General features: G+C 61.5%; 14 protein-coding genes, 1 tRNA gene and 3 pseudogenes. 12 read left to right on the top strand and 6 right to left on the bottom strand.

What is annotated here, in order from left to right:
- Positions 1–139 precede the first annotated feature (139 nt).
- Positions 140–2,197 carry a methyl-accepting chemotaxis protein gene (locus ABIE16_RS00170; RefSeq protein ID WP_429520364.1) on the top strand — a complete coding sequence of 686 codons (2,058 nt, stop codon included), beginning with the start codon at positions 140–142 and terminating at the stop codon, positions 2,195–2,197.
- A 15-nt stretch (positions 2,198–2,212) separates the two neighbouring features.
- On the opposite strand, the gene ABIE16_RS00165 is transcribed toward ABIE16_RS00170, so the two are convergent.
- Complete coding sequence (locus ABIE16_RS00165; protein WP_057713310.1) at positions 2,213–3,118, bottom strand: LysR substrate-binding domain-containing protein; 906 nt, start codon at positions 3,116–3,118, stop codon at positions 2,213–2,215.
- Positions 3,119–3,346: 228 nt separating this feature from the next.
- On the opposite strand from ABIE16_RS00165, the gene ABIE16_RS00160 reads away from it, so the two are divergent.
- The 6 genes from ABIE16_RS00160 (at position 3,347) to ABIE16_RS00135 (ending at position 8,960) form a co-directional block, all read left to right on the top strand.
- Positions 3,347–4,465 carry an ABC transporter ATP-binding protein gene (locus ABIE16_RS00160; protein ID WP_218494205.1) on the top strand — a complete coding sequence of 373 codons (1,119 nt, stop codon included), beginning with the start codon at positions 3,347–3,349 and terminating at the stop codon, positions 4,463–4,465.
- 15 nt (positions 4,466–4,480) lie between these two features.
- The gene (locus ABIE16_RS00155; protein ID WP_007981819.1) at positions 4,481–5,401 is read left to right on the top strand and encodes an ABC transporter permease; all 921 of its coding nucleotides are present in this window, start codon (positions 4,481–4,483) and stop codon (positions 5,399–5,401) included.
- Complete coding sequence (locus ABIE16_RS00150; RefSeq protein WP_057713307.1) at positions 5,401–6,207, top strand: ABC transporter permease; 807 nt, start codon at positions 5,401–5,403, stop codon at positions 6,205–6,207. The genes ABIE16_RS00155 and ABIE16_RS00150 overlap by 1 nt, the downstream gene beginning before the upstream one ends.
- A gap of 27 nt (positions 6,208–6,234) precedes the next feature.
- A complete protein-coding gene (locus ABIE16_RS00145; protein WP_090457671.1) occupies positions 6,235–7,281 on the top strand; it encodes an extracellular solute-binding protein in 1,047 nt (348 codons plus the stop codon).
- 60 nt (positions 7,282–7,341) lie between these two features.
- Positions 7,342–8,796 carry an amidase gene (locus ABIE16_RS00140; protein ID WP_429520363.1) on the top strand — a complete coding sequence of 485 codons (1,455 nt, stop codon included), beginning with the start codon at positions 7,342–7,344 and terminating at the stop codon, positions 8,794–8,796.
- Positions 8,797–8,883: 87 nt separating this feature from the next.
- A tRNA-Met gene (locus tag ABIE16_RS00135) sits at positions 8,884–8,960 on the top strand.
- Between the two features lie 98 nt (positions 8,961–9,058).
- On the opposite strand, the gene ABIE16_RS00130 is transcribed toward ABIE16_RS00135, so the two are convergent.
- Positions 9,059–10,168 (bottom strand): DUF2817 domain-containing protein, encoded by a 1,110-nt coding sequence (locus ABIE16_RS00130; RefSeq protein WP_429520362.1) that lies wholly within the window; start codon positions 10,166–10,168, stop codon positions 9,059–9,061.
- A gap of 166 nt (positions 10,169–10,334) precedes the next feature.
- Between ABIE16_RS00130 and ggt the strand changes: the two genes are divergently transcribed.
- From ggt to ABIE16_RS00115, 3 genes and pseudogenes are all read left to right on the top strand, one after another.
- Positions 10,335–12,167 (top strand): gamma-glutamyltransferase, encoded by a 1,833-nt coding sequence (gene ggt / locus ABIE16_RS00125; RefSeq protein ID WP_429520361.1) that lies wholly within the window; start codon positions 10,335–10,337, stop codon positions 12,165–12,167.
- Between the two features lie 122 nt (positions 12,168–12,289).
- Positions 12,290–12,370, top strand: a pseudogene (locus ABIE16_RS00120) (type II toxin-antitoxin system HigB family toxin); the annotation flags it as partial.
- Between the two features lie 3 nt (positions 12,371–12,373).
- The gene (locus tag ABIE16_RS00115; RefSeq protein ID WP_057398063.1) at positions 12,374–12,745 is read left to right on the top strand and encodes a helix-turn-helix domain-containing protein; all 372 of its coding nucleotides are present in this window, start codon (positions 12,374–12,376) and stop codon (positions 12,743–12,745) included.
- Between the two features lie 57 nt (positions 12,746–12,802).
- Here ABIE16_RS00115 and ddlA read toward each other — a convergent pair whose 3' ends face one another.
- A complete protein-coding gene (gene ddlA / locus ABIE16_RS00110) occupies positions 12,803–13,897 on the bottom strand; it encodes a D-alanine--D-alanine ligase (protein WP_429520360.1) in 1,095 nt (364 codons plus the stop codon).
- Between the two features lie 166 nt (positions 13,898–14,063).
- Between ddlA and ABIE16_RS00105 the strand changes: the two genes are divergently transcribed.
- Both ABIE16_RS00105 and ABIE16_RS00100 read left to right on the top strand, forming a co-directional pair.
- Complete coding sequence (locus ABIE16_RS00105) at positions 14,064–14,873, top strand: AraC family transcriptional regulator (RefSeq protein ID WP_429520606.1); 810 nt, start codon at positions 14,064–14,066, stop codon at positions 14,871–14,873.
- Between the two features lie 75 nt (positions 14,874–14,948).
- Positions 14,949–15,317, top strand: a complete 369-nt coding sequence (locus tag ABIE16_RS00100) for a cupin domain-containing protein (RefSeq protein ID WP_057716562.1) — start codon at positions 14,949–14,951, stop codon at positions 15,315–15,317.
- A 12-nt stretch (positions 15,318–15,329) separates the two neighbouring features.
- On the opposite strand, the gene ABIE16_RS00095 is transcribed toward ABIE16_RS00100, so the two are convergent.
- From ABIE16_RS00095 to ABIE16_RS00085, 3 genes and pseudogenes are all read right to left on the bottom strand, one after another.
- On the bottom strand, positions 15,330–15,929 hold the full coding sequence (locus tag ABIE16_RS00095; protein ID WP_340312899.1) for a flavin reductase family protein: 600 nt from the start codon (positions 15,927–15,929) through the stop codon (positions 15,330–15,332).
- 169 nt (positions 15,930–16,098) lie between these two features.
- Positions 16,099–16,536: pseudogene (locus tag ABIE16_RS00090) on the bottom strand (methyl-accepting chemotaxis protein); the annotation flags it as partial.
- A 150-nt stretch (positions 16,537–16,686) separates the two neighbouring features.
- A pseudogene (locus ABIE16_RS00085) lies at positions 16,687–17,325 on the bottom strand (PAS domain-containing protein); the annotation flags it as partial.
- Positions 17,326–17,411 lie beyond the last annotated feature (86 nt).

Here is a 17,411-nt window from a genome sequence, read left to right as displayed (position 1 = left end):
ATGGGAAGTTTCGCTACAGAGTCGGCCTACAGAGCGGACAAGGGTGAACTTTCGAGGCCTTTTTAGAGGGCACGAGTCGGGGGGGCGACAACCTCCGTCGCACGCCAATAGTGCGTGGTGTCCAGAGGAGTCATGGGGCATGCAGGCTTTTTTATCACCGGGGATCGGGCTGCTGGGGCGTTTTGGCTTCGCACGTAAATTCCAGCTGTTGTTTCTGCTGTTTATCCTGCCGCTGGCCGGCAGCCTGTGGATGATCGGCCAGGACTATCGCGACAAACTCAGCCTGATCTCCGGCGAACGCGCCGGGGTGCGGCAACTGCTTGCGCTCGATGCGCTGGATGACCTGCTCGCCGCCCAGCGTGATCGCGCCGCCAGGTGGCGCGCCACGGAAACCAATCGCCAGCCAACGCCGGCCACCCTCGCCGCGATGGCCGCCTTCGATGGGGTTCAGCCCGCCGTCAGCCAGGCCACTGCCGAATTGGGCAATGCCCTGCAAAAAGAAAGCGCCGAGGGCGAAACCCTGTCGCGTTATCAGGCCCTGCAAACCGCCCTCGATGGCCTCGACTCAAAAAGCCTGAGCAATGTCGGTTGGTGGCCGGATGGATACGATCGCTTCACCAACGCTTTGAGCGCCCTGCAAGCCTTACGCGAGCAGATCGCCATGGACAATCGCCTGACGCTGGCACCGTGGTTGGAAACCTACTTGCTGACGCAGATCTCCACACAGCATGCGCCGGACCTGATCGAACGGGTCGGTCGTCTGGCTGCTGTGGGCCAGGCCTCGGTGGTGTCCGGACAGTTCACCCTGCAAAGCCGCCTGCAACTGCGCGACTTGCGCAGCCGCATCGGCGATGCGCGCGAGCAGCTGGTTAAAACCGCAGGCCTGCTCGAAGCGCGCTTGCCCAACGCCCTGCAAACCTGGGCCGGGCAATACCACGACAGCCTCAAGCGCCTCGATGCGGGCCTGAAGGTGCTGGATGACGGCGTGTTCGGTGGCAGCATCAACCTCAAGCCGGAGGACTTCGAACGCAGTCTCGATGCCCTGCTCTCTGACCTCGCCTCGTTGCGTCAGCAGTCGCTGGTGTCGCTGGATCAACGCCTGGATTACTACCACGACTCGGCGATCCGCCAGTTCGTTGTTGTGGCCGCCGTGTTGGGCTGCCTGCTGTTGGCCGCGCTGTATCTGTTCATCTGTTTGCAGGCCTCGATCCGCCGCAGCGCCAGCGGCATCACGGTACTGGCCGAGGCCCTGCGCGATGGCAATCTGAGCCTGCAAGTGCCGGTTCAAGGCCGGGACGAACTGGCGGTCATCAGCACCGCGCTGAACGTCGCCGTGGTGCAACTGCGCACCAGCCTGCAAGGGGTGGATCACGAAACCCTGCAACTGAGCAACGCGGTGCAAACCCTCAACCATCATTCCAGCGACGCCCTGGGCGAAGTCGAAGCCCAGCAGTTGCAGATCAGCCAGATTGCCGCTGCGGCGACGCAACTGGCCGCCACCTCACAAGGGGTGGCCCACAGCTGCGAACAGGCGTCCGGCAGCGCCCAGCACACCCGGCGCATTGCCGCCGACAGCAGCCGTGACAGCCAGCGCACCACCGCGAGTATCCAGCAGCTCAATCAACGTCTGAACGAGACCGCTGCGGCGCTGGGCCGGGTCAGTGAACAAGGACAGCAGATTCAACTGGTGGTCGACACCATTCGCGGCGTCGCCGAGCAGACCAACCTGCTGGCACTCAACGCCGCCATCGAGGCGGCTCGGGCGGGCGAGCAAGGGCGTGGCTTCGCGGTGGTGGCCGATGAAGTGCGCAGCCTGTCCCAACGCACGCAATCGTCGACCGCACAGATCGCCGGCACGGTCGACAGCCTGCGCAACACCGTGAATGAGGCCGTCAGCCTGATGCAAGCCGCGTGCAGTCAGGCAGAGAGCGATGCGCAAGCGGTCACCGGCCTCGGTGAACGGCTCGGGGAAATCGCCAGTGCGGTGCAGAGCGTCACCGATACCCTGGCGCAAATCGCCACGGCGGTGGAGGAACAGGCCAGTACCGCCGACGAGGTCAGCGGCAATATCCAGCAGGTCGATCAAGCGGCGGTGCGCTTGCTCGAAGGGGCTCGCGCGGTGAACCAGGCCGCGGACACCCTGAGCCACGGCAGCAAAGCCTTAAGCGACAACACCGGGCGCTTCCGTTTGAGTTGAACCCGCCAGGACTTCTCAGGCGCGGATCACCGCCTCCGGGAAGTCCTGCTCCAGTTCGCTCTTGAGCCAGTCGATAAACCACGCCGCGTCCGCCGAGAGCTCGGCGGACGGCGTCAGCACTCGATAGCTTTCCAGCTTCACTTGCGCGTCCACCACCCGCACCAGCTTGCCGCTATGGAGTTCGTCGCGCACCAGCACTTCGTTGGCCAGTGCGATGCCCTGCCCGCTCTCGGCCACCGACAGCGCGTGGTCGTTGTTGACGTAGAGCATGTCCGAATTGAGGTGCATGTCGAGGTCGTTGGCGGCGAACCACAGGTTCCACCACTCGCCGTCATCCACATGGATCAGGTTGTGTTTCACCAGGTCCGCGGGGCTGTCGATGGGCTCGACGCTGGCCAGATAGTCGGGGGAACAGATCGGAAACACCCGAGGACAAATCAGGCTGGTGCGCGAGTGCGCATATTGGCCGTCCAACCCGTAGACGATGCCCAGGTCAGCGCTTTTGCCATCCACTTCGGTGAAGGTGGAGTTGGGCTCGATGGCGAACTTCAAGCCCGGGCGCAGATGACGCATGGCCTCGATGCGCGGCATCAGCCAGCGCTTGGCAAACCCTGGCACCACCATGATGCGCAGCCAGCGTTCGGCGTGTTTTGGCTGCGCCTCTTTTCCAGCTTCGATGATCAGCTGCAAGGCGGCGGTGATCTTGCGGTGGTACTTCTCCCCCGCCGTCGTCAGGTTGACCCCGCGTGAGGTGCGCTCGAACAGTTGGATGCCCAGCCAGTCTTCCAGCAACTTCACATGGCGGCCGATGGCCGGCTGGGTCACGTGCAGGGCTTTGGAGGCTTCGACATAGCTGCCCAACCGGGCCGCGGCATCAAAGGCACGCACCGCGTTGAGCGGCGGCAAACGGTGGTCAGGCATGGTTTCCGGGCGCCTTCTGCTGTTAAATTTTTTAACAACCCCTATGTTAAAATTGAAGTTTCGCCCCCGCAACCCCTCGCTGATAATCGATCCACAGCAGAACAACAAAACAGCTGGTTACAACACCCGAACGCAATCTCGATCCTGCCCAGAAAAATAATATCCATGGCCCGACGACACAGCTGTTTTCAGCACGTGCGCAGGCGATGGGGGAATCGGAGGTAACGCATGAATGCCCTGCATTCGCTGCAAACGCTGGCGGTGTCCATCCGCTCAGTGCGCAAAGTCTACGGTGATCCAAAGACTGGCCCGGTGGCACTCAAAAGCATCGACCTGGACATTCGCGACAACGAGTTCTTCACCCTTCTCGGCCCTTCGGGCTGCGGCAAAACCACGCTCCTGCGGATGATCGCCGGGTTCGAATTCCCTACCGAAGGCGAAATTCTGCTCTACGGCGAAAACATCGCCGACCGCCCGCCCTTCCAGCGCCCGGTCAACACAGTGTTCCAGCATTACGCGCTGTTCCCGCACATGACCATCGCCGAGAACCTGGCCTTCGGCCTTGAGTCCCACCCGATGGGCAAAGTCCTGAACAAAACGCAAATGGCAGAACGGGTGCGCGAGATGCTCGCCCTGGTGCAGATGGAGCGCTTTGCCAACCGCAAGCCGGCGCAACTGTCTGGCGGTCAGCAACAGCGTGTCGCCCTCGCTCGTGCATTGGCGCCGCATCCCAAAGTCTTGCTGCTCGACGAACCGCTCTCGGCTCTGGACCTCAAGCTGCGCCAGGCCATGCGCGAAGAGCTGAAAACCATTCAGGCGCGCACCGGCATCACCTTCATCTTCGTCACCCACGACCAGGAAGAAGCCCTGACCATGTCCGACCGCATCGCCGTGTTGTCCGAAGGCGAGGTGCAGCAGGTCGGTCGTCCGGAAGACATCTACGAACGCCCGCGCAATCGCTTCGTGGCGGACTTCATCGGTGAAACCAACTTCATCGAAGGTACGGTCACCCGCGTTGCAGACGGCCTCGCCTGGTTCGCCGGTCCGGCCGGTCATCCATTGCCTGCACAGCCATGCAGCGATGTGCGAGTCGGTGCCAACGTCGCATTGTCCGTGCGCCCCGAGCGTTTGCATCTGGTGCCAGCCACCACTGAGAACGCTCTGCCGTGCCGGATCGAAGCGCAGATCTACCTCGGCACCGATCTGCAATACCAGGTCAGCCTGAGCGACGGTTCACGCCTCACCGTGCGCACCCCCAACTGCGTCGACCAGAGCAAACGCTTCGCCGTCGGCAGTCAGGCCGGTCTGTTGTTCGACCAGGGCAGCGCCAGCGTCCTGCACGATTGAGCACGAGGAATTGCCATGCACGCTTTACCGATTGCCAACACACTGGAACGTCGGCGGGCCTTCCAGAGCTTTCTCGGTGTCAGCCCCGCGCTGATCGCCATCGGCCTGTTTCTGATCGTGCCGATCCTGATCGTCATCGGTTACTCGCTGATGGAGGCCAACCCCTATGGCGGGGTGAACAAAGTATTCAGCAGTGACGCCTACACCTCCCTGCTGTTCGAGCGGCAACTGGACGACAGCCTGGCCTTCGCCGACTCCTACCTGATCATTGCCCTGCGCTCCATCGGCATCGCCGGGCTGACCACGCTCATCACCCTGTTGATCGGTTTTCCGGTGGCGGTATGGCTGGCCATGCAACCGGCCCATCGCCGTGGCTTGCTGATCTTCCTGATCACCGTGCCGTTCTGGGCCAACCTGTTGATCCGCACCTACGCCTGGATTCTGCTGCTGCGCAACACCGGGGTGATCAACAACAGCCTGATGGGCCTCGGGGTCATCGACCAGCCGCTGCAACTGCTCTACACCGACGGTGCGGTGCTGCTGGGGCTGGTTTACACCTATGCGCCCTTCGTCGTGCTGCCGATCTACGCCACCCTGGAAAAAATGGACATCCGCCTGCTCGAAGCCGCTCAAGACCTCTACGCCGGACGCGTTCGAACCTTGCGCAAGGTGGTGTTGCCGATTGCCAAACCGGGAATTCTCGCCGGCGCCATCCTCACTTTCGTGCCTTGCCTGGGCGCGATGATCGCTCCGGAACTGCTCGGTGGCGGCACGCGAATGATGCTCGGCAACCTGATCTTCCGCCAGTTCAGCGATGCGCGTAACTGGCCTTTCGGTGCGGCCCTGTCGCTGGTGCTGATGGCGGCGGTGATGTTGGTACTGACGGTTTATGCCTTGCGTGCCGAGCGCCAGCGCATCGCCAAAGGAGGTGCGTGATGATCGGCCTGTTCAAACGCAACACGCTGGGGGTGCAGGACTTCCCCGGCTTCGGCGGATTCAGTTTCCTGTTCTACCTGTACCTCTACGCGCCGATCGTGGTGCTGGTGGTGTTTTCGTTCAACGCCAACCAGTCGGCCACGGTGTGGACCGGTTTCAGCTTCGACTGGTATCGCGCGGCCTTCGCCAACCAGGCCCTGCGCCAGGCGGCTGGCAACAGCCTGTTGATCGCGGTCTGCGCCAGCATGGTCGCCACGGCCATCGCCACCCTCGCCGCTCTCGGCACTTCACGGGGTGCGAAGTTCAAGGGCCTGCAACTGTCCATGGGCGCGATCATGTTGCCCCTGGTGCTGCCGGAAATCGTGGTCGGCGTCGCCACCCTCGCGCTGTTCTCCACCATCGGTCTGTCCCTGGGCTACGGCAACCTGATCATCGCGCACACGGTGTTCTGTATCCCGTTCGCCTTTCTGCCGATACGGGCACGCCTGAACGACATGGACCTGTCCCTGGAGCAAGCCTCGGCCGACCTCTATGCCGGCCCGTGGCGGACCTTTCGCAAGGTCACGTTGCCGCTGCTGATGCCGGGGATTTTCTCCGGGTTGATGCTGGCCTTCATCGTGTCGCTGGATAACTTCGTGATCTCGATGATGGTCTCCCAGGCCGGCACCACCACCTTGCCGATCTTCATCTTCGGCCTGTTGCGCATGGGTGTGACACCGGACGTCAACGCTGTCTCGACCCTGATCCTGGGCGTCTCGGTGCTGTTCGTCACGCTCTCTTATCTGCTGGGCAAAAAGAAAACCTGAACCTTCTACGTACTGTGGGGAAATAGCATGAGCAAGTGGATTAAAAGCATCGGCACTTCGTTGTTCCTGACTTTACCGCTGACCATGGTCGGCAGCGTTCAGGCCGCGGAAAAACTCAACGTGGTGAGCTGGAGCGGCTACTTTTCGCCGGAGATTCTCGCCAAGTTCCAGAAGCAGACCGGCATCGAAGTTACAGTCGACTCCTACGATTCCAACGAAACCCTGCTGGCCAAATTGAAACAGGGCGGTGCCGGTTATGACGTGGCGATCCCTTCGCACCAGTTCGTGCCGATCCTGATCAAGGAAAAACTGCTGGAGCGCTTCGACCCGGTCAACCAGCCCTACTACGCCAGCGTCGTCGACAACCTGAAAAAACCCACCTGGGACCCGGAAGGTGCCTATTCCGTGCCGTTCATCTGGGGCACCACCAGCGTGGTGCTCAACACCGAGCGCTACAAGGGCCCCGCCGACAGCCTCAAGGTGCTTTACGAGCCACCGGCCGAGCTGCAAGGACGAATCAACATGTTCGACTCGGTCAGCGACGTGGTGGACATGGCCAGCCTGTATCTGAACATTCCACTGTGCAGCGAAGACCCGAAGCAGATGCAACAGATTCTGACCCTGCTCAAGGCGCAGAAACCCTTCGTCAAAACCTACAGTTCCAAGGCCGGTTCGATCCGCGAAAACCTCGCCTCCGGTGAAATCGACATGTCGACGTTCTGGGGCGGCTCGTCGATGCGCGCCCGAGAGATGAAACCGAGCCTGAAATACCTGTACCCGAAAGAAGGTGTGCTGGCCTGGGTCGACAACATGGTCATCCCGACCGGCAGCAAGAACCCGGCAAACGCCAAGGCCTTCATCGCGTTCCTCAGCCAGCCTGAAAACGCGGCGATGACCCAGAACTTCCTCAAGCACCAGAGCCCGATCAAGGGTGTGGAGCCGTTCCTCGACGCGGGCCTCAAGGATGCCCCGGAACTGCACATTCCCGAAGGCACCCAGGTGGTGTTCAGCAAGACCTGCGGCGAAGGCGCGATCCGCCTGGCCGACCGTCTCTGGACCAACCTGATGCGTTGATCTCTACCGCCCCGACGCGATGACGGGGCGTTTTTCCAGCCGTCTGAAAGGCCGCTTGCAATGAACTCTAATAACATCAGCGAACTGGTCCTGTTGCAGGCCCACGAGCTCGCCGAACGCATCCGCCTGCGCCAGGTTTCCTGCCGGGAAGTGATGCAGACTTATCTTGCCCATATCGAACGCTTCAATCCGAAGATCAATGCACTGGTGAGCCTGCAAGCGCCGCAAGACCTGCTGGCCCAGGCCGATATCCGCGACGCCGAACTGGCGAAAGGCCAATACCGTGGCTGGATGCACGGCCTGCCCCACGCCATCAAGGACTTGTCCCTGACCCGTGGCATCCGCACCACGCTGGGTTCGCCGCTGTACAAGGACTTCATCCCCGAGCGCGACGGCATCATGGTCGAGCGAATCAAAGCGGCGGGCGCGATCATCATCGGCAAGAGCAATACCCCGGAATTCGGCCTCGGTTCGCAAAGCTATAACCCGCTGTTCGGCGCGACCGGTTGCGCCTACGACCCGAGCAAGACCGCTGGCGGCAGCAGCGGCGGTGCGGCGGCGGCGCTGGCGATGCACCTGGTGCCGGTGGCCGACGGCAGCGACATGATGGGCTCGCTGCGCAACCCGGCCGCCTTCAACAATATCTTCGGGTTCCGTCCGTCCCAGGGCCGCGTGCCCTTCGATGACAGTGCCGATCTGTTTATCGACCAACTCGGCTACGAAGGCCCCATGGCTCGCAGCGTGCGCGATGCGGCGTTGCTGCTGTCAGTGCAGGCCGGGGCCGATGCACGGGCGCCGCTGTCGATTGCCGAGCCCGGCAGCGCCTTTGCGGCACCGCTGGATCGGGACTTCAAAGGCACGCGTCTGGGCTGGCTCGGCGACTTCAACGGCTACCTGCCGATGGAAAAAGGCATCCTCTCGTTGTGTGAAAAGGCCTTTGCCGATTTCGAAAGCCTGGGTTGCCACATCGAGCCCGTTCAATCCGGATTCGCGCCAGAGAAGCTGTGGAGCAGTTGGCGGACATTGCGCCACTGGATGGTCGCCGGCTCGTTGGGCGCGACCTATGCCGACCCGCAAAAACGTGCGCTGTTGAAACCGGAAGCCTGCTGGGAAGTGGAAAACGGCCTGAAACTCTCGGCCACCGACGTGTTTGCCGCCTCAGTGACGCGCAGCGACTGGTATCGGGCGATCTCCAGGTTGTTCGAAAAATACGACTACCTGCTGCTACCCAGCGCCCAGGTGTTCCCCTTCGATAAAACCCAACCGTGGCCCACCACCATCGAAGGCGTGACCATGGACACCTATCACCGCTGGATGGAGGTGGTGATTCCCGGCACCTTGTCCGGCTGCCCGGTAGCCAACGTACAGGTCGGCTTCAGCGCCAGCGGCCTGCCCATGGGCCTGCAAATCATCGGCAGACACCAGGCCGACTTCGCTGTCCTGCAACTGGCCCACGCCTACGAACAGGCCAGCCGCTGGTTCCATCGCTGCCCTTCACCGCTGCTCAGAGGATAGATTTTGATAAACGGTTGAAAGCGCAGAGAAATATTTTAGATTTATGCTTGACGCATCCCCATTACCGGTGAATAATGCGCGCCACTTGGCTACATAGCTCAGTTGGTTAGAGCATAGCATTCATAATGCTGGGGTCCGGGGTTCAAGTCCCTGTGTAGCCACCAAGTACTAAAAACGGCTTACCGAAAGGTAGGCCGTTTTTTTATGCCTTGAAAAAGTACGCTGCGGTTGCAGGAAATCCTCAACCGCATGCGCGCATCGATCAGACGCCAATGGTCGGCAATGCCGACAACGCCCGCTCCCAGATCTGCCACGTGCGCAACCAGACCATCGCCTGCCAATCGCTATCCGCCGGATAGAACTGCTCCAGCAGATTCAACTTGATCCCGCGCCCCGTTGCGTCGCTCGGGTTGCCATGCAAATGCAGCCAGTGATCATCGCGCAGATGCCGGTGAACGTCCGGCCCCGGGTAAGTCCCACACTCAATGACAAACGGCATCAGCCGTACCTGCGGCAGCGCATCGATCAATGCCTGCGAGGTATAGCCGGTGGCCGTTGCCGCCACGCCGGTTTCGCTCAGGGTATCGGCACCGGTTTGCAGGCTGTAGAGCCATGGGCCATAAATCGCCTGCGCATCCGCCAGCGCCGGATAGGCGGACTCGGTGATGGTCAACAACATCGGATGACCGTATTCGCCAGCGCCCGTGTGCAAGTCGAAACACATGGCGACCTCGGCATGGGCTACGTGCATTTGCACGATCTTGTGCAACGTGCGGTTCGACCAGCTCGGCGCCAGCCCGCCGAAAAACAGACCGTCGGGGTGAGCATGCTGACCGCCCTCGACAATCGACATGACTGCCGGCCAGCCGTGCAGGCGAATCTGTTCGTCGAGCAAGGCATCGGCACGATCACGCTCCGGACCTTGCAACTGTGGGCAGGCATAGATTTCATGCAGAGCGTCATAGGCCTGGTTGTCCGGCAGCGGTCGCTGGAAATCCAGGTGATTGCGGTTCAGGTCGATGTTGTCTTCGTTGACCCGGCGCAACCACGCCATGCCCCAAGGGTTGATGGCATGGATCATGACCACGGCGACATCCGCTGGCAGGGAGCGCTTGCCCAACTCCTGCAGCCATTTGATCTGGCAACCCGAGCCGTAGAAGCCTTCGACTCCGTGGGTGCCGCTCAGCGCGATCAACAGGCGCTTGGCGCCCGGATCACCCAATACCGCCACATCCGTGCTCAGGGACTCACCAAACGGCCCCTTGAGCGGGTGTGGATACTCCGTCAGCGTTGCGCCTGCCGTGGTCGCGGCGACCAGGAACTGTTCACGCTGGGTGCGATAGCTGGACTGGGTGGGGAACTCGGTTTGCATGTCTGCCTCTTGTTGATTTTCCGGCCTGCCTGTTGGCAACGACCCTACAGAAAATCCCGCTATTGATGAAGGACAAAAGCGTCAATGCCGTGGGACCTGGTTTGCGTCCCTCCCGGTCGGCCGATAAAGTCCACTGATCGTAGATCCAACGGACGGAGTACCCCACGTGTTCTCAACCTTTCCATTGCGCCGCTATCGCCTGCCAACCCTGATTCTGCTCGCCAGTGCCTTGACCCTGGCCGCGTGCCACAACGCTTCGGTGCCGACACTGCCGCTCGCACCGGAAAGCGCTTCCGGGTTCCGCACCGACCTGAAAACTCAACATGCCGAGAAATTCATGGCAGCGGCGGCCAATCCGCTGGCGGCCGAAGCCGGGCGGGAGATGCTGCGCCGGGGCGGCTCGGCCATCGACGCGGCGATTGCGATGCAAGCCGTGTTGACGCTAGTCGAGCCACAGTCTTCGGGCATCGGCGGCGGCGCATTGATCGTCCTCTGGGATGGCAAGGCCGTGCGCACCTACGACGGACGTGAAACTGCCCCGGCCGGCGCCACCGAAAAGCTTTTCCTGCAAGCCAACGGACAACCGATGGGGTTCACCCAGGCGCAGATTGGCGGTCGTTCGGTGGGCACACCCGGCGTGCTGCGCGCCCTGGAACTGGCCCATCAAAAACACGGACGCCTGCCCTGGGCGCAGCTGTTTGAACCGGCCATCCAGCTCGCCGAACAAGGCTTCGCCATTTCGCCACGCCTGCACCGGTTGATCGCCGCGGATTCGTCCATGCCTCGCTCGCCGGAAATGATGGCTTACTTTCGCAATGCCGATGGCAGCCCAAAAGCCGTCGGCACAAACTTGAAGAACCCGGCACTGGCCGCCGTGTTCAAGCGCATTGCCCATGAAGGCCCGGATGCCCTGTACAAAGGCCCGGTCGCCGAGGAAATCGCGGCCAAGGTGCAGGGGCACGACAACCCCGGCAGCCTGTCCCTGACCGATCTCGCCAACTACCAGGCCAAGGAGCGCGCGCCGCTGTGCACCGACTACAAGCGCTGGCAGGTCTGCGGCATGCCGCCGCCGTCGTCGGGCGGGATCGCCGTGGCGCAGATCCTCGGCACGCTGCAAGCCCTGGAGACCCGCGATAAACGCCTGGCGCTGGCACCGCTGCAACCGGTCAAGACCACGGCCCCGGCCGGCATCGAACCCGACCCGCAAGCCGTGCACCTGATCTCTGAGGCCGAACGCCTGGCCTACGCCGACCGCGCTCAATACTTAGCCGATACAGACTTCGTCCCCGTGCCGGTCAAGGGCCTGGTCGACCCGGCCTACCTCGCCAGCCGCGCCGCCCTGATTGGTGAACGCAGCATGGGCACGGCCAAACACGGCACTCCGCCGGGCATCCGTGTGGCCTATGCGCCGGACCGTTCGCCACTGCGGATTTCCACCTCGCAAGTGGTGGCCGTCGATGACGCGGGTGGCGCCGTGTCGATGACCACCACCATCGAGTCAGCGTTCGGCTCGCACATCATGGTTCAGGGTTTCATGCTCAACAACGAGATGACCGACTTCTCGTTCATCCCCGAGGAAAACGGGCAAAAAGTCGCCAACCGCGTCGAGCCCGGCAAACGCCCGCGTTCGTCCATGGCCCCAACCCTGATCTTCGACCGCCAGAGCGGCGAATTCCTCGCCACCGTCGGTTCCCCCGGCGGCTCGCAAATCATCGAATACGTGGCCAAATCCACCATCGGCCTGCTCGACTGGAACCTCGATGCACAAGCCGCCATCAACCTGCCCAACTTCGGCAGCCGCAACGGCCCGACCGAACTGGAACAGGGGCAGTTCAGCCCGACGCTGATTCAGGCGCTGAAAGACAAAGGGCACAGCGTGAGCGAGATCGACATGACCAGCGGGACCCAGGCGATTGTTCGGGTCAAGGACGCCCAAGGCAAAGCGTCGCTGACAGGCGGAGCCGATCCGCGGCGTGAAGGGCAAGCGCTGGGGGATTGAGTCGTACGCGGGGATGAGAAAGGGCTTACCGGTGGGTAGGCCCTTTTTATAAGCAAAGAGTCCAGCTCGCCTCTCTCCCGCTGCTTTTTCCTACCCGCAAATATTTGCGTCCTGGTTAGAGTTTCCACGCCACGTACATAAAATTTGTCGGCACTCACAAGCAGTACGACACGGTCGACGCTGATAACGTCGAAATGGAGTAACCCATGAACATTCGCCCGATTCACACAGAAGAGGATTACCGCGCCGCCCTCAAGAGCGTGTCGGCTCTGTTTGAGAATGAACCAGAGATTGGCACTCCCGAGGGAGATTACTTCGACATCATGATTACGCTGATCGAATCGTATGAGTCGAAGCACTTCCCGGTCGACTTACCCAATCCTATCGATGCGATCAAGTTCAGAATGGAGCAGTCCGGGTTGTCCGCCGCCGATCTTGCACCCGCCATCGGCCGCACAAATCGTGTTTATGAAGTACTCAATGGCAAGCGAGCGTTGACGCTTCCAATGATCTGGAAACTGCACGAGCTGTTCGGGATACCCGCCCAGAGCCTGATCAAACCGGTCAAACACGCTTGATCAGGGTCGGCTCATGCAAGCATACCTACCGATAATACGGACGATGCAGAACTCCGCTTATCGACTGATCTTCAACCCCTGCCGAACCTGGTGCTTTTCCAGCGCCAGCTCGATCAGTCGCGTCACCAGCTCGCTGTAGGTCATGCCGGTGGCCTGCCACAGTTTCGGGTACATGCTGATGCGGGTGAAGCCGGGCAGCGAGTTGATTTCGTTGATCAGCACTTCGCCGCTGTCGGTCAGGAACACGTCGACGCGAGCCAGGCCGGAGCAGCCCAGTATCTGGAACGCTTCGACGGCCAGGGCGCGAATGCGCTCGCTGGCTTCGACGCTGATATTGGCCGGCACCACCACTTCAGCCGCCTTGTCGTCGATGTACTTGCTGTCGTAGGAATAGAACCCGCTGCGCACCACGATCTCGCCGCAGCCACTGGCGATGGCGTCTTCATTGCCGAGCACTGCACATTCAATTTCGCGGCCGCTGACGGCAGATTCGATCAACACCTTGGTATCGAAACTCAAGGCCAGCTCCACCGCTGCGCTGTACTCAGCCTCGTCGGTGACCTTACTCACGCCCACGGAAGAGCCCTGATTCGCCGGTTTGACGAACAGCGGCAAACCCAACTTGCCACGCACCTCGGCAAACCCGGTGCGGGCCGCCGTGGCGCGGGTCAATGTCACGAACGGCGTCACGGCCAGGCCGGCATCGCGCAGCAGGCGCTTGCTGATGTCCTTGTCCATGCACACGGCCGAGCCCAGCACATCGGAGCCGACAAACGGCAAATCGGCCATGCGTAGCAAGCCTTGCAGGCAACCATCCTCACCAAGGGTGCCATGGACAATCGGGAAGATCACATCGACGTGGCCGAGCATTTCCTGGCTGGAAGTTTCCACCAGTTGCTGACTGGCCTTACCCGGCACCACGGCCAGTTCGCGGTTGGACTGGTTGAGGGCGATCAGCGCCGGATTTTCCTGATTCAGCAAAAAATCCGAAGGATCGTTGAGGTGCCAGTGGCCTTGTTTGTCGATGCCGATCAGCACCGGTTCGAAGCGTGAACGGTCCAGCGCATCGACGATGTTTTTCGCCGATTGCAGCGACACCTCATGCTCAGCCGAACGGCCCCCGAAAATGATCCCCACGCGCAGCTTGCTCATGACCTGGCCTCACCTGACGAATAGAAAAAACGACCTGCAGAGAATGCGCCACACAGTGCAGTATTTGCCCTTGGTTTTCTAGCGTACCTGTCGCCTTGCGATCAGAAGACAGGGAGTCGCTGACTGGGTTACCGTGTTGAGCATCGAGCTCAAGACAATCATCACCATGGCCAAGTACCCGCCTCGCAATGACTGGTTCCATCGCGCGCCCGATGTCGGCGGGCTACAGCGTTTCGAGGCGTTTTTTGCCGGCCATGGCTACGATCTTCACCGCCACGACACCTATGCCATCGGCCACACCCTGGCCGGGGTGCAGAGCTTTCAGTATCGCGGTGGCTGGCGTCACAGCCAGCCAGGCGCAACGATCGTGCTGCACCCGGACGAAGCCCACGATGGCGAGGCCGGCACCGAGTCCGGTTTCCAGTACCGGATGATGTACATCGAACCGGCGCTGATCCAGCAGATGCTCGGCGGCCAACCGCTGCCGTTCATCAAGACCGGACTGTCGAACGACCCCCGCCTGTTTGCCGCCACGGGAGCCTTGCTGCGCAGCCTTGATTACCCGCTCGATCCACTGGAAGAACAGGATGCGCTGTTCGATCTGGCGCAGGCCTTGAGCACCGTTTCCGGTGTGACAGCCAAACGCTCGGGTTTCGATTACGTGGCCGCGCAGCGCGCGCGGGAATACATCCACAGCGCCCTCGATCGCACCGTGACACTCGATGAGCTGGCGCAACACAGTGGCCGGGATCGCTGGAGCCTGTCCCGGGATTTTCGCCTGTTGTTCGGTACCAGTCCCTATCGCTACCTGACCATGCGACGCCTGGACATGGTTCGCGCGCTGCTGACTCAGGGGCAGACACTGGTCAGCGCCGCGCTGATCGCCGGCTTCACCGACCAGAGCCACATGACTCGGCAATTCAGCAAAACCTACGGCTTGCCACCGGCCCGCTGGCTGAACCTGCAGCGGCGCTGAGCCACGCACAATCGTTCAAGAATCGCGCCGGATTGCTGGCTATCGTGACCCAGGATCAACCACGAGAGCCCCATGATGAACGCCTACGAAAGCCTGAACTTCGCGGAAAAACTCGCCCGGATCGATTCGCACTGGTCGCCCCGGGTCATCGCCGAAATGAACGACTACCAGTTCAAGGTGGTGAAGCTGCTGGGGGACTTCATCTGGCACGACCACTTCGATACCGACGAAACCTTCATCGTTCTGGAAGGCCAGTTACGTATCGACTTTCGCGATGGCCATGTGCTGGTGAACGCCGGGGAGATGTATGTGGTGCCCAAAGGCGTCGAGCACAAACCCAGCGCGGGGCAGGAGGTAAAACTCCTGCTGATCGAACCCAAGGGCGTGCTCAATACCGGCCGCGAAGGTGGCGAGCGCACGGCCGAGAATGATGTCTGGATTTGAGCGCTGGCCGCCTCACGCCTGCAAGGTCTTGCCGTCCACTGGATCACCAATGGTCAAGAAGTGCCCGCCCGCCACGTGGTGCAAGGTGCGCAAGGCGTCTTGCCCTTCGAAGTGCCAGCGGCCTTCGCTGAACACGCGCTCGTCAGCCTGGGCGGCAATCACTTCAGCCAGGAACAGATCGTACTGCTGGTGGTTGTTCGGCTCCGGCAACAGGCGACACTCCAGCCAGGCCACGCAGCCTTCGAGCATCGGCGCATCAACCGACTGGCCGGTGAACGTCTGTAGATCGTAGGTCTCAAACTTGTCGCGCCCCTGGCCCTGGGTCAACTCCAGGCCGGAGGTCGAACCGACGGTCTGCACAATGTCGGCCTGTGCAGCGCATGGAACGTTCAGCACAAACGTGCCCGAGGCTTCCAGCAACTGGCGAGTCCAGGTGGACTTGTCCAGCACCACGGCAATTTTCGGTGGTTCGAAATCCAGCGGCATGGCCCAGGCTGCCGCCATGATATTGCGCTGACCACCGTGGGCTGCGCTGACCAGCACGGTCGGGCCATGATTGAGCAGACGATATGCCTTGGACAAGGGAACCGGACGGCGGTGGGGAACGCTCATGGAAGTCTGCTCCTGGGGGAAAAGAGCCGATTGTAGCGCCCACGTAACCCTGTGGGAGCGGGCTTGCTCGCGAAGGCGTCAATTCAGTCACCGCTGGGTTGAATGACACACCGCTTTCGTCGGAATGCCGCCCGGAGCAAGCCCGCTCCCACCAAGAGCTGATCTCAGGTCAGTTGGTGAGTTGATTGGCAAACTGCCCCACCGCGTTGACCACTTTCTGCGCGCCGTCCTGGATCTCGACAATCACCGTACCCGCTTCCGCCGCCAGTGCCAGGCCCTGCTCGGCCTGAAGCTTGCCGTCGGTCATCAGCGCTACGGCGTTGCGCGCCATGTCCTGGTTCTGCCGCACCACGAGGACGATTTCGTCGGTGGCCTGGCTGGTGCGCGAAGCCAGTTGCCGGACCTCATCAGCCACCACGGCGAACCCCCGCCCCTGCTCGCCCGCACGGGCCGCTTCGATGGCCGCGTTGAGCGCCAGCAGGTTGGTCTGCTCGGCAATGCCGCTGATGGTTTTGACAATGGTACCGATCACCAGCGACTGCTCGTTCAGCGCTTCGATGCCATCGCCGGCGGTTTGCATATGCCTGGCCAGGTCGCGCATCACGTCCACGGCCTGGGTCACCACGGCGTTGCCGCGCTGAGCGCTTTGGTCGGTTTGCTGCGAGGTGCTGTAGGCGATGTTGGCCGCCTCGGCGACGGCTTGCTCCTGATTGACCTGATCGGTAATCACCGTGGCGAACTTCACCACCTTGTAGAGATTATTGTTGGCATCGGCCACCGGGTTGTAGGACGCCTCAAGCCAGACCGCACGACCATGGCTGTCGACACGTTTGAAACGGTCGGCCACGTACTCGCCCGCATTCAGGCGACGCCAGAAGTTATGGTATGCGTCACTGTTGTATTCTTCCGGCAGGCAGAAGGTGCGGTGATGCTTGCCCTTGATCTGCGCCAGGCTGTAACCCATACCGCTGAGGAAGCGGTCGTTGGCGGTCAGCACGTTGCCGTTGAGGTCGAATTCGATCACCGCCGTGGAGCGCACCAGCGCGCCGATCAGGTTCTCGTGTTCGCGGGAGGCCTCGATGGTGCGGGTCAGGTCGCTGGAAAAGATCGAAAAACACTTGATCCGCCCGTCCGCCGAGCGCACCGGTTGCAGGATCGAACGCAACCACGCTTCCTGGCCGGTACCGCGCAACAGACGCACTGCGCCGGCGAAGTGCTCGCCACGGGTCAACGCGTTCTTGAAGCGCAGCTGGAATTCATCGGATTTCACTTGATCCGGGACCAGATCGTCGATGTGTCGGCCAATCAGGTCGCCGCTCTTGTAATGCATTTCGCCAAGGAAGTTCTGGTTGACCGACTGAACCCGCCCGCTGCTGTCGAGGGTCAGCACCAGCATTTCGCTTTCCAGACTTTCCTTCACTTGCTGGAGGCTGGAGAGTTCTTCACGAAGAGCCGACAGCTCCTGCTTCAAGCGTTTATTGA

Source organism: Pseudomonas sp. 2725 (assembly GCF_050434585.1).
GTDB classification, from domain to species: domain Bacteria; phylum Pseudomonadota; class Gammaproteobacteria; order Pseudomonadales; family Pseudomonadaceae; genus Aquipseudomonas; species Aquipseudomonas jessenii.
Note: the sequence above shows the minus strand (reverse complement) of the source record. Positions and strands in the feature narration are given on the sequence as shown.

Coding starts and splice junctions, on each gene's coding strand:
- ABIE16_RS00095 (WP_340312899.1), bottom strand. CDS start 15,929: ATGAGCGTTCCCCACCGCCGTCCGGTTCCCTTGTCCAAGGCATATCGT.
- ABIE16_RS00170 (WP_429520364.1), top strand. CDS start 140: ATGCAGGCTTTTTTATCACCGGGGATCGGGCTGCTGGGGCGTTTTGGC.
- ABIE16_RS00160 (WP_218494205.1), top strand. CDS start 3,347: ATGAATGCCCTGCATTCGCTGCAAACGCTGGCGGTGTCCATCCGCTCA.
- ABIE16_RS00150 (WP_057713307.1), top strand. CDS start 5,401: ATGATCGGCCTGTTCAAACGCAACACGCTGGGGGTGCAGGACTTCCCC.
- ABIE16_RS00145 (WP_090457671.1), top strand. CDS start 6,235: ATGAGCAAGTGGATTAAAAGCATCGGCACTTCGTTGTTCCTGACTTTA.
- ABIE16_RS00105 (WP_429520606.1), top strand. CDS start 14,064: ATGGCCAAGTACCCGCCTCGCAATGACTGGTTCCATCGCGCGCCCGAT.
- ABIE16_RS00100 (WP_057716562.1), top strand. CDS start 14,949: ATGAACGCCTACGAAAGCCTGAACTTCGCGGAAAAACTCGCCCGGATC.
- ABIE16_RS00140 (WP_429520363.1), top strand. CDS start 7,342: ATGAACTCTAATAACATCAGCGAACTGGTCCTGTTGCAGGCCCACGAG.
- ABIE16_RS00115 (WP_057398063.1), top strand. CDS start 12,374: ATGAACATTCGCCCGATTCACACAGAAGAGGATTACCGCGCCGCCCTC.
- ABIE16_RS00130 (WP_429520362.1), bottom strand. CDS start 10,168: ATGCAAACCGAGTTCCCCACCCAGTCCAGCTATCGCACCCAGCGTGAA.
- ABIE16_RS00155 (WP_007981819.1), top strand. CDS start 4,481: ATGCACGCTTTACCGATTGCCAACACACTGGAACGTCGGCGGGCCTTC.
- ddlA (WP_429520360.1), bottom strand. CDS start 13,897: ATGAGCAAGCTGCGCGTGGGGATCATTTTCGGGGGCCGTTCGGCTGAG.
- ABIE16_RS00165 (WP_057713310.1), bottom strand. CDS start 3,118: ATGCCTGACCACCGTTTGCCGCCGCTCAACGCGGTGCGTGCCTTTGAT.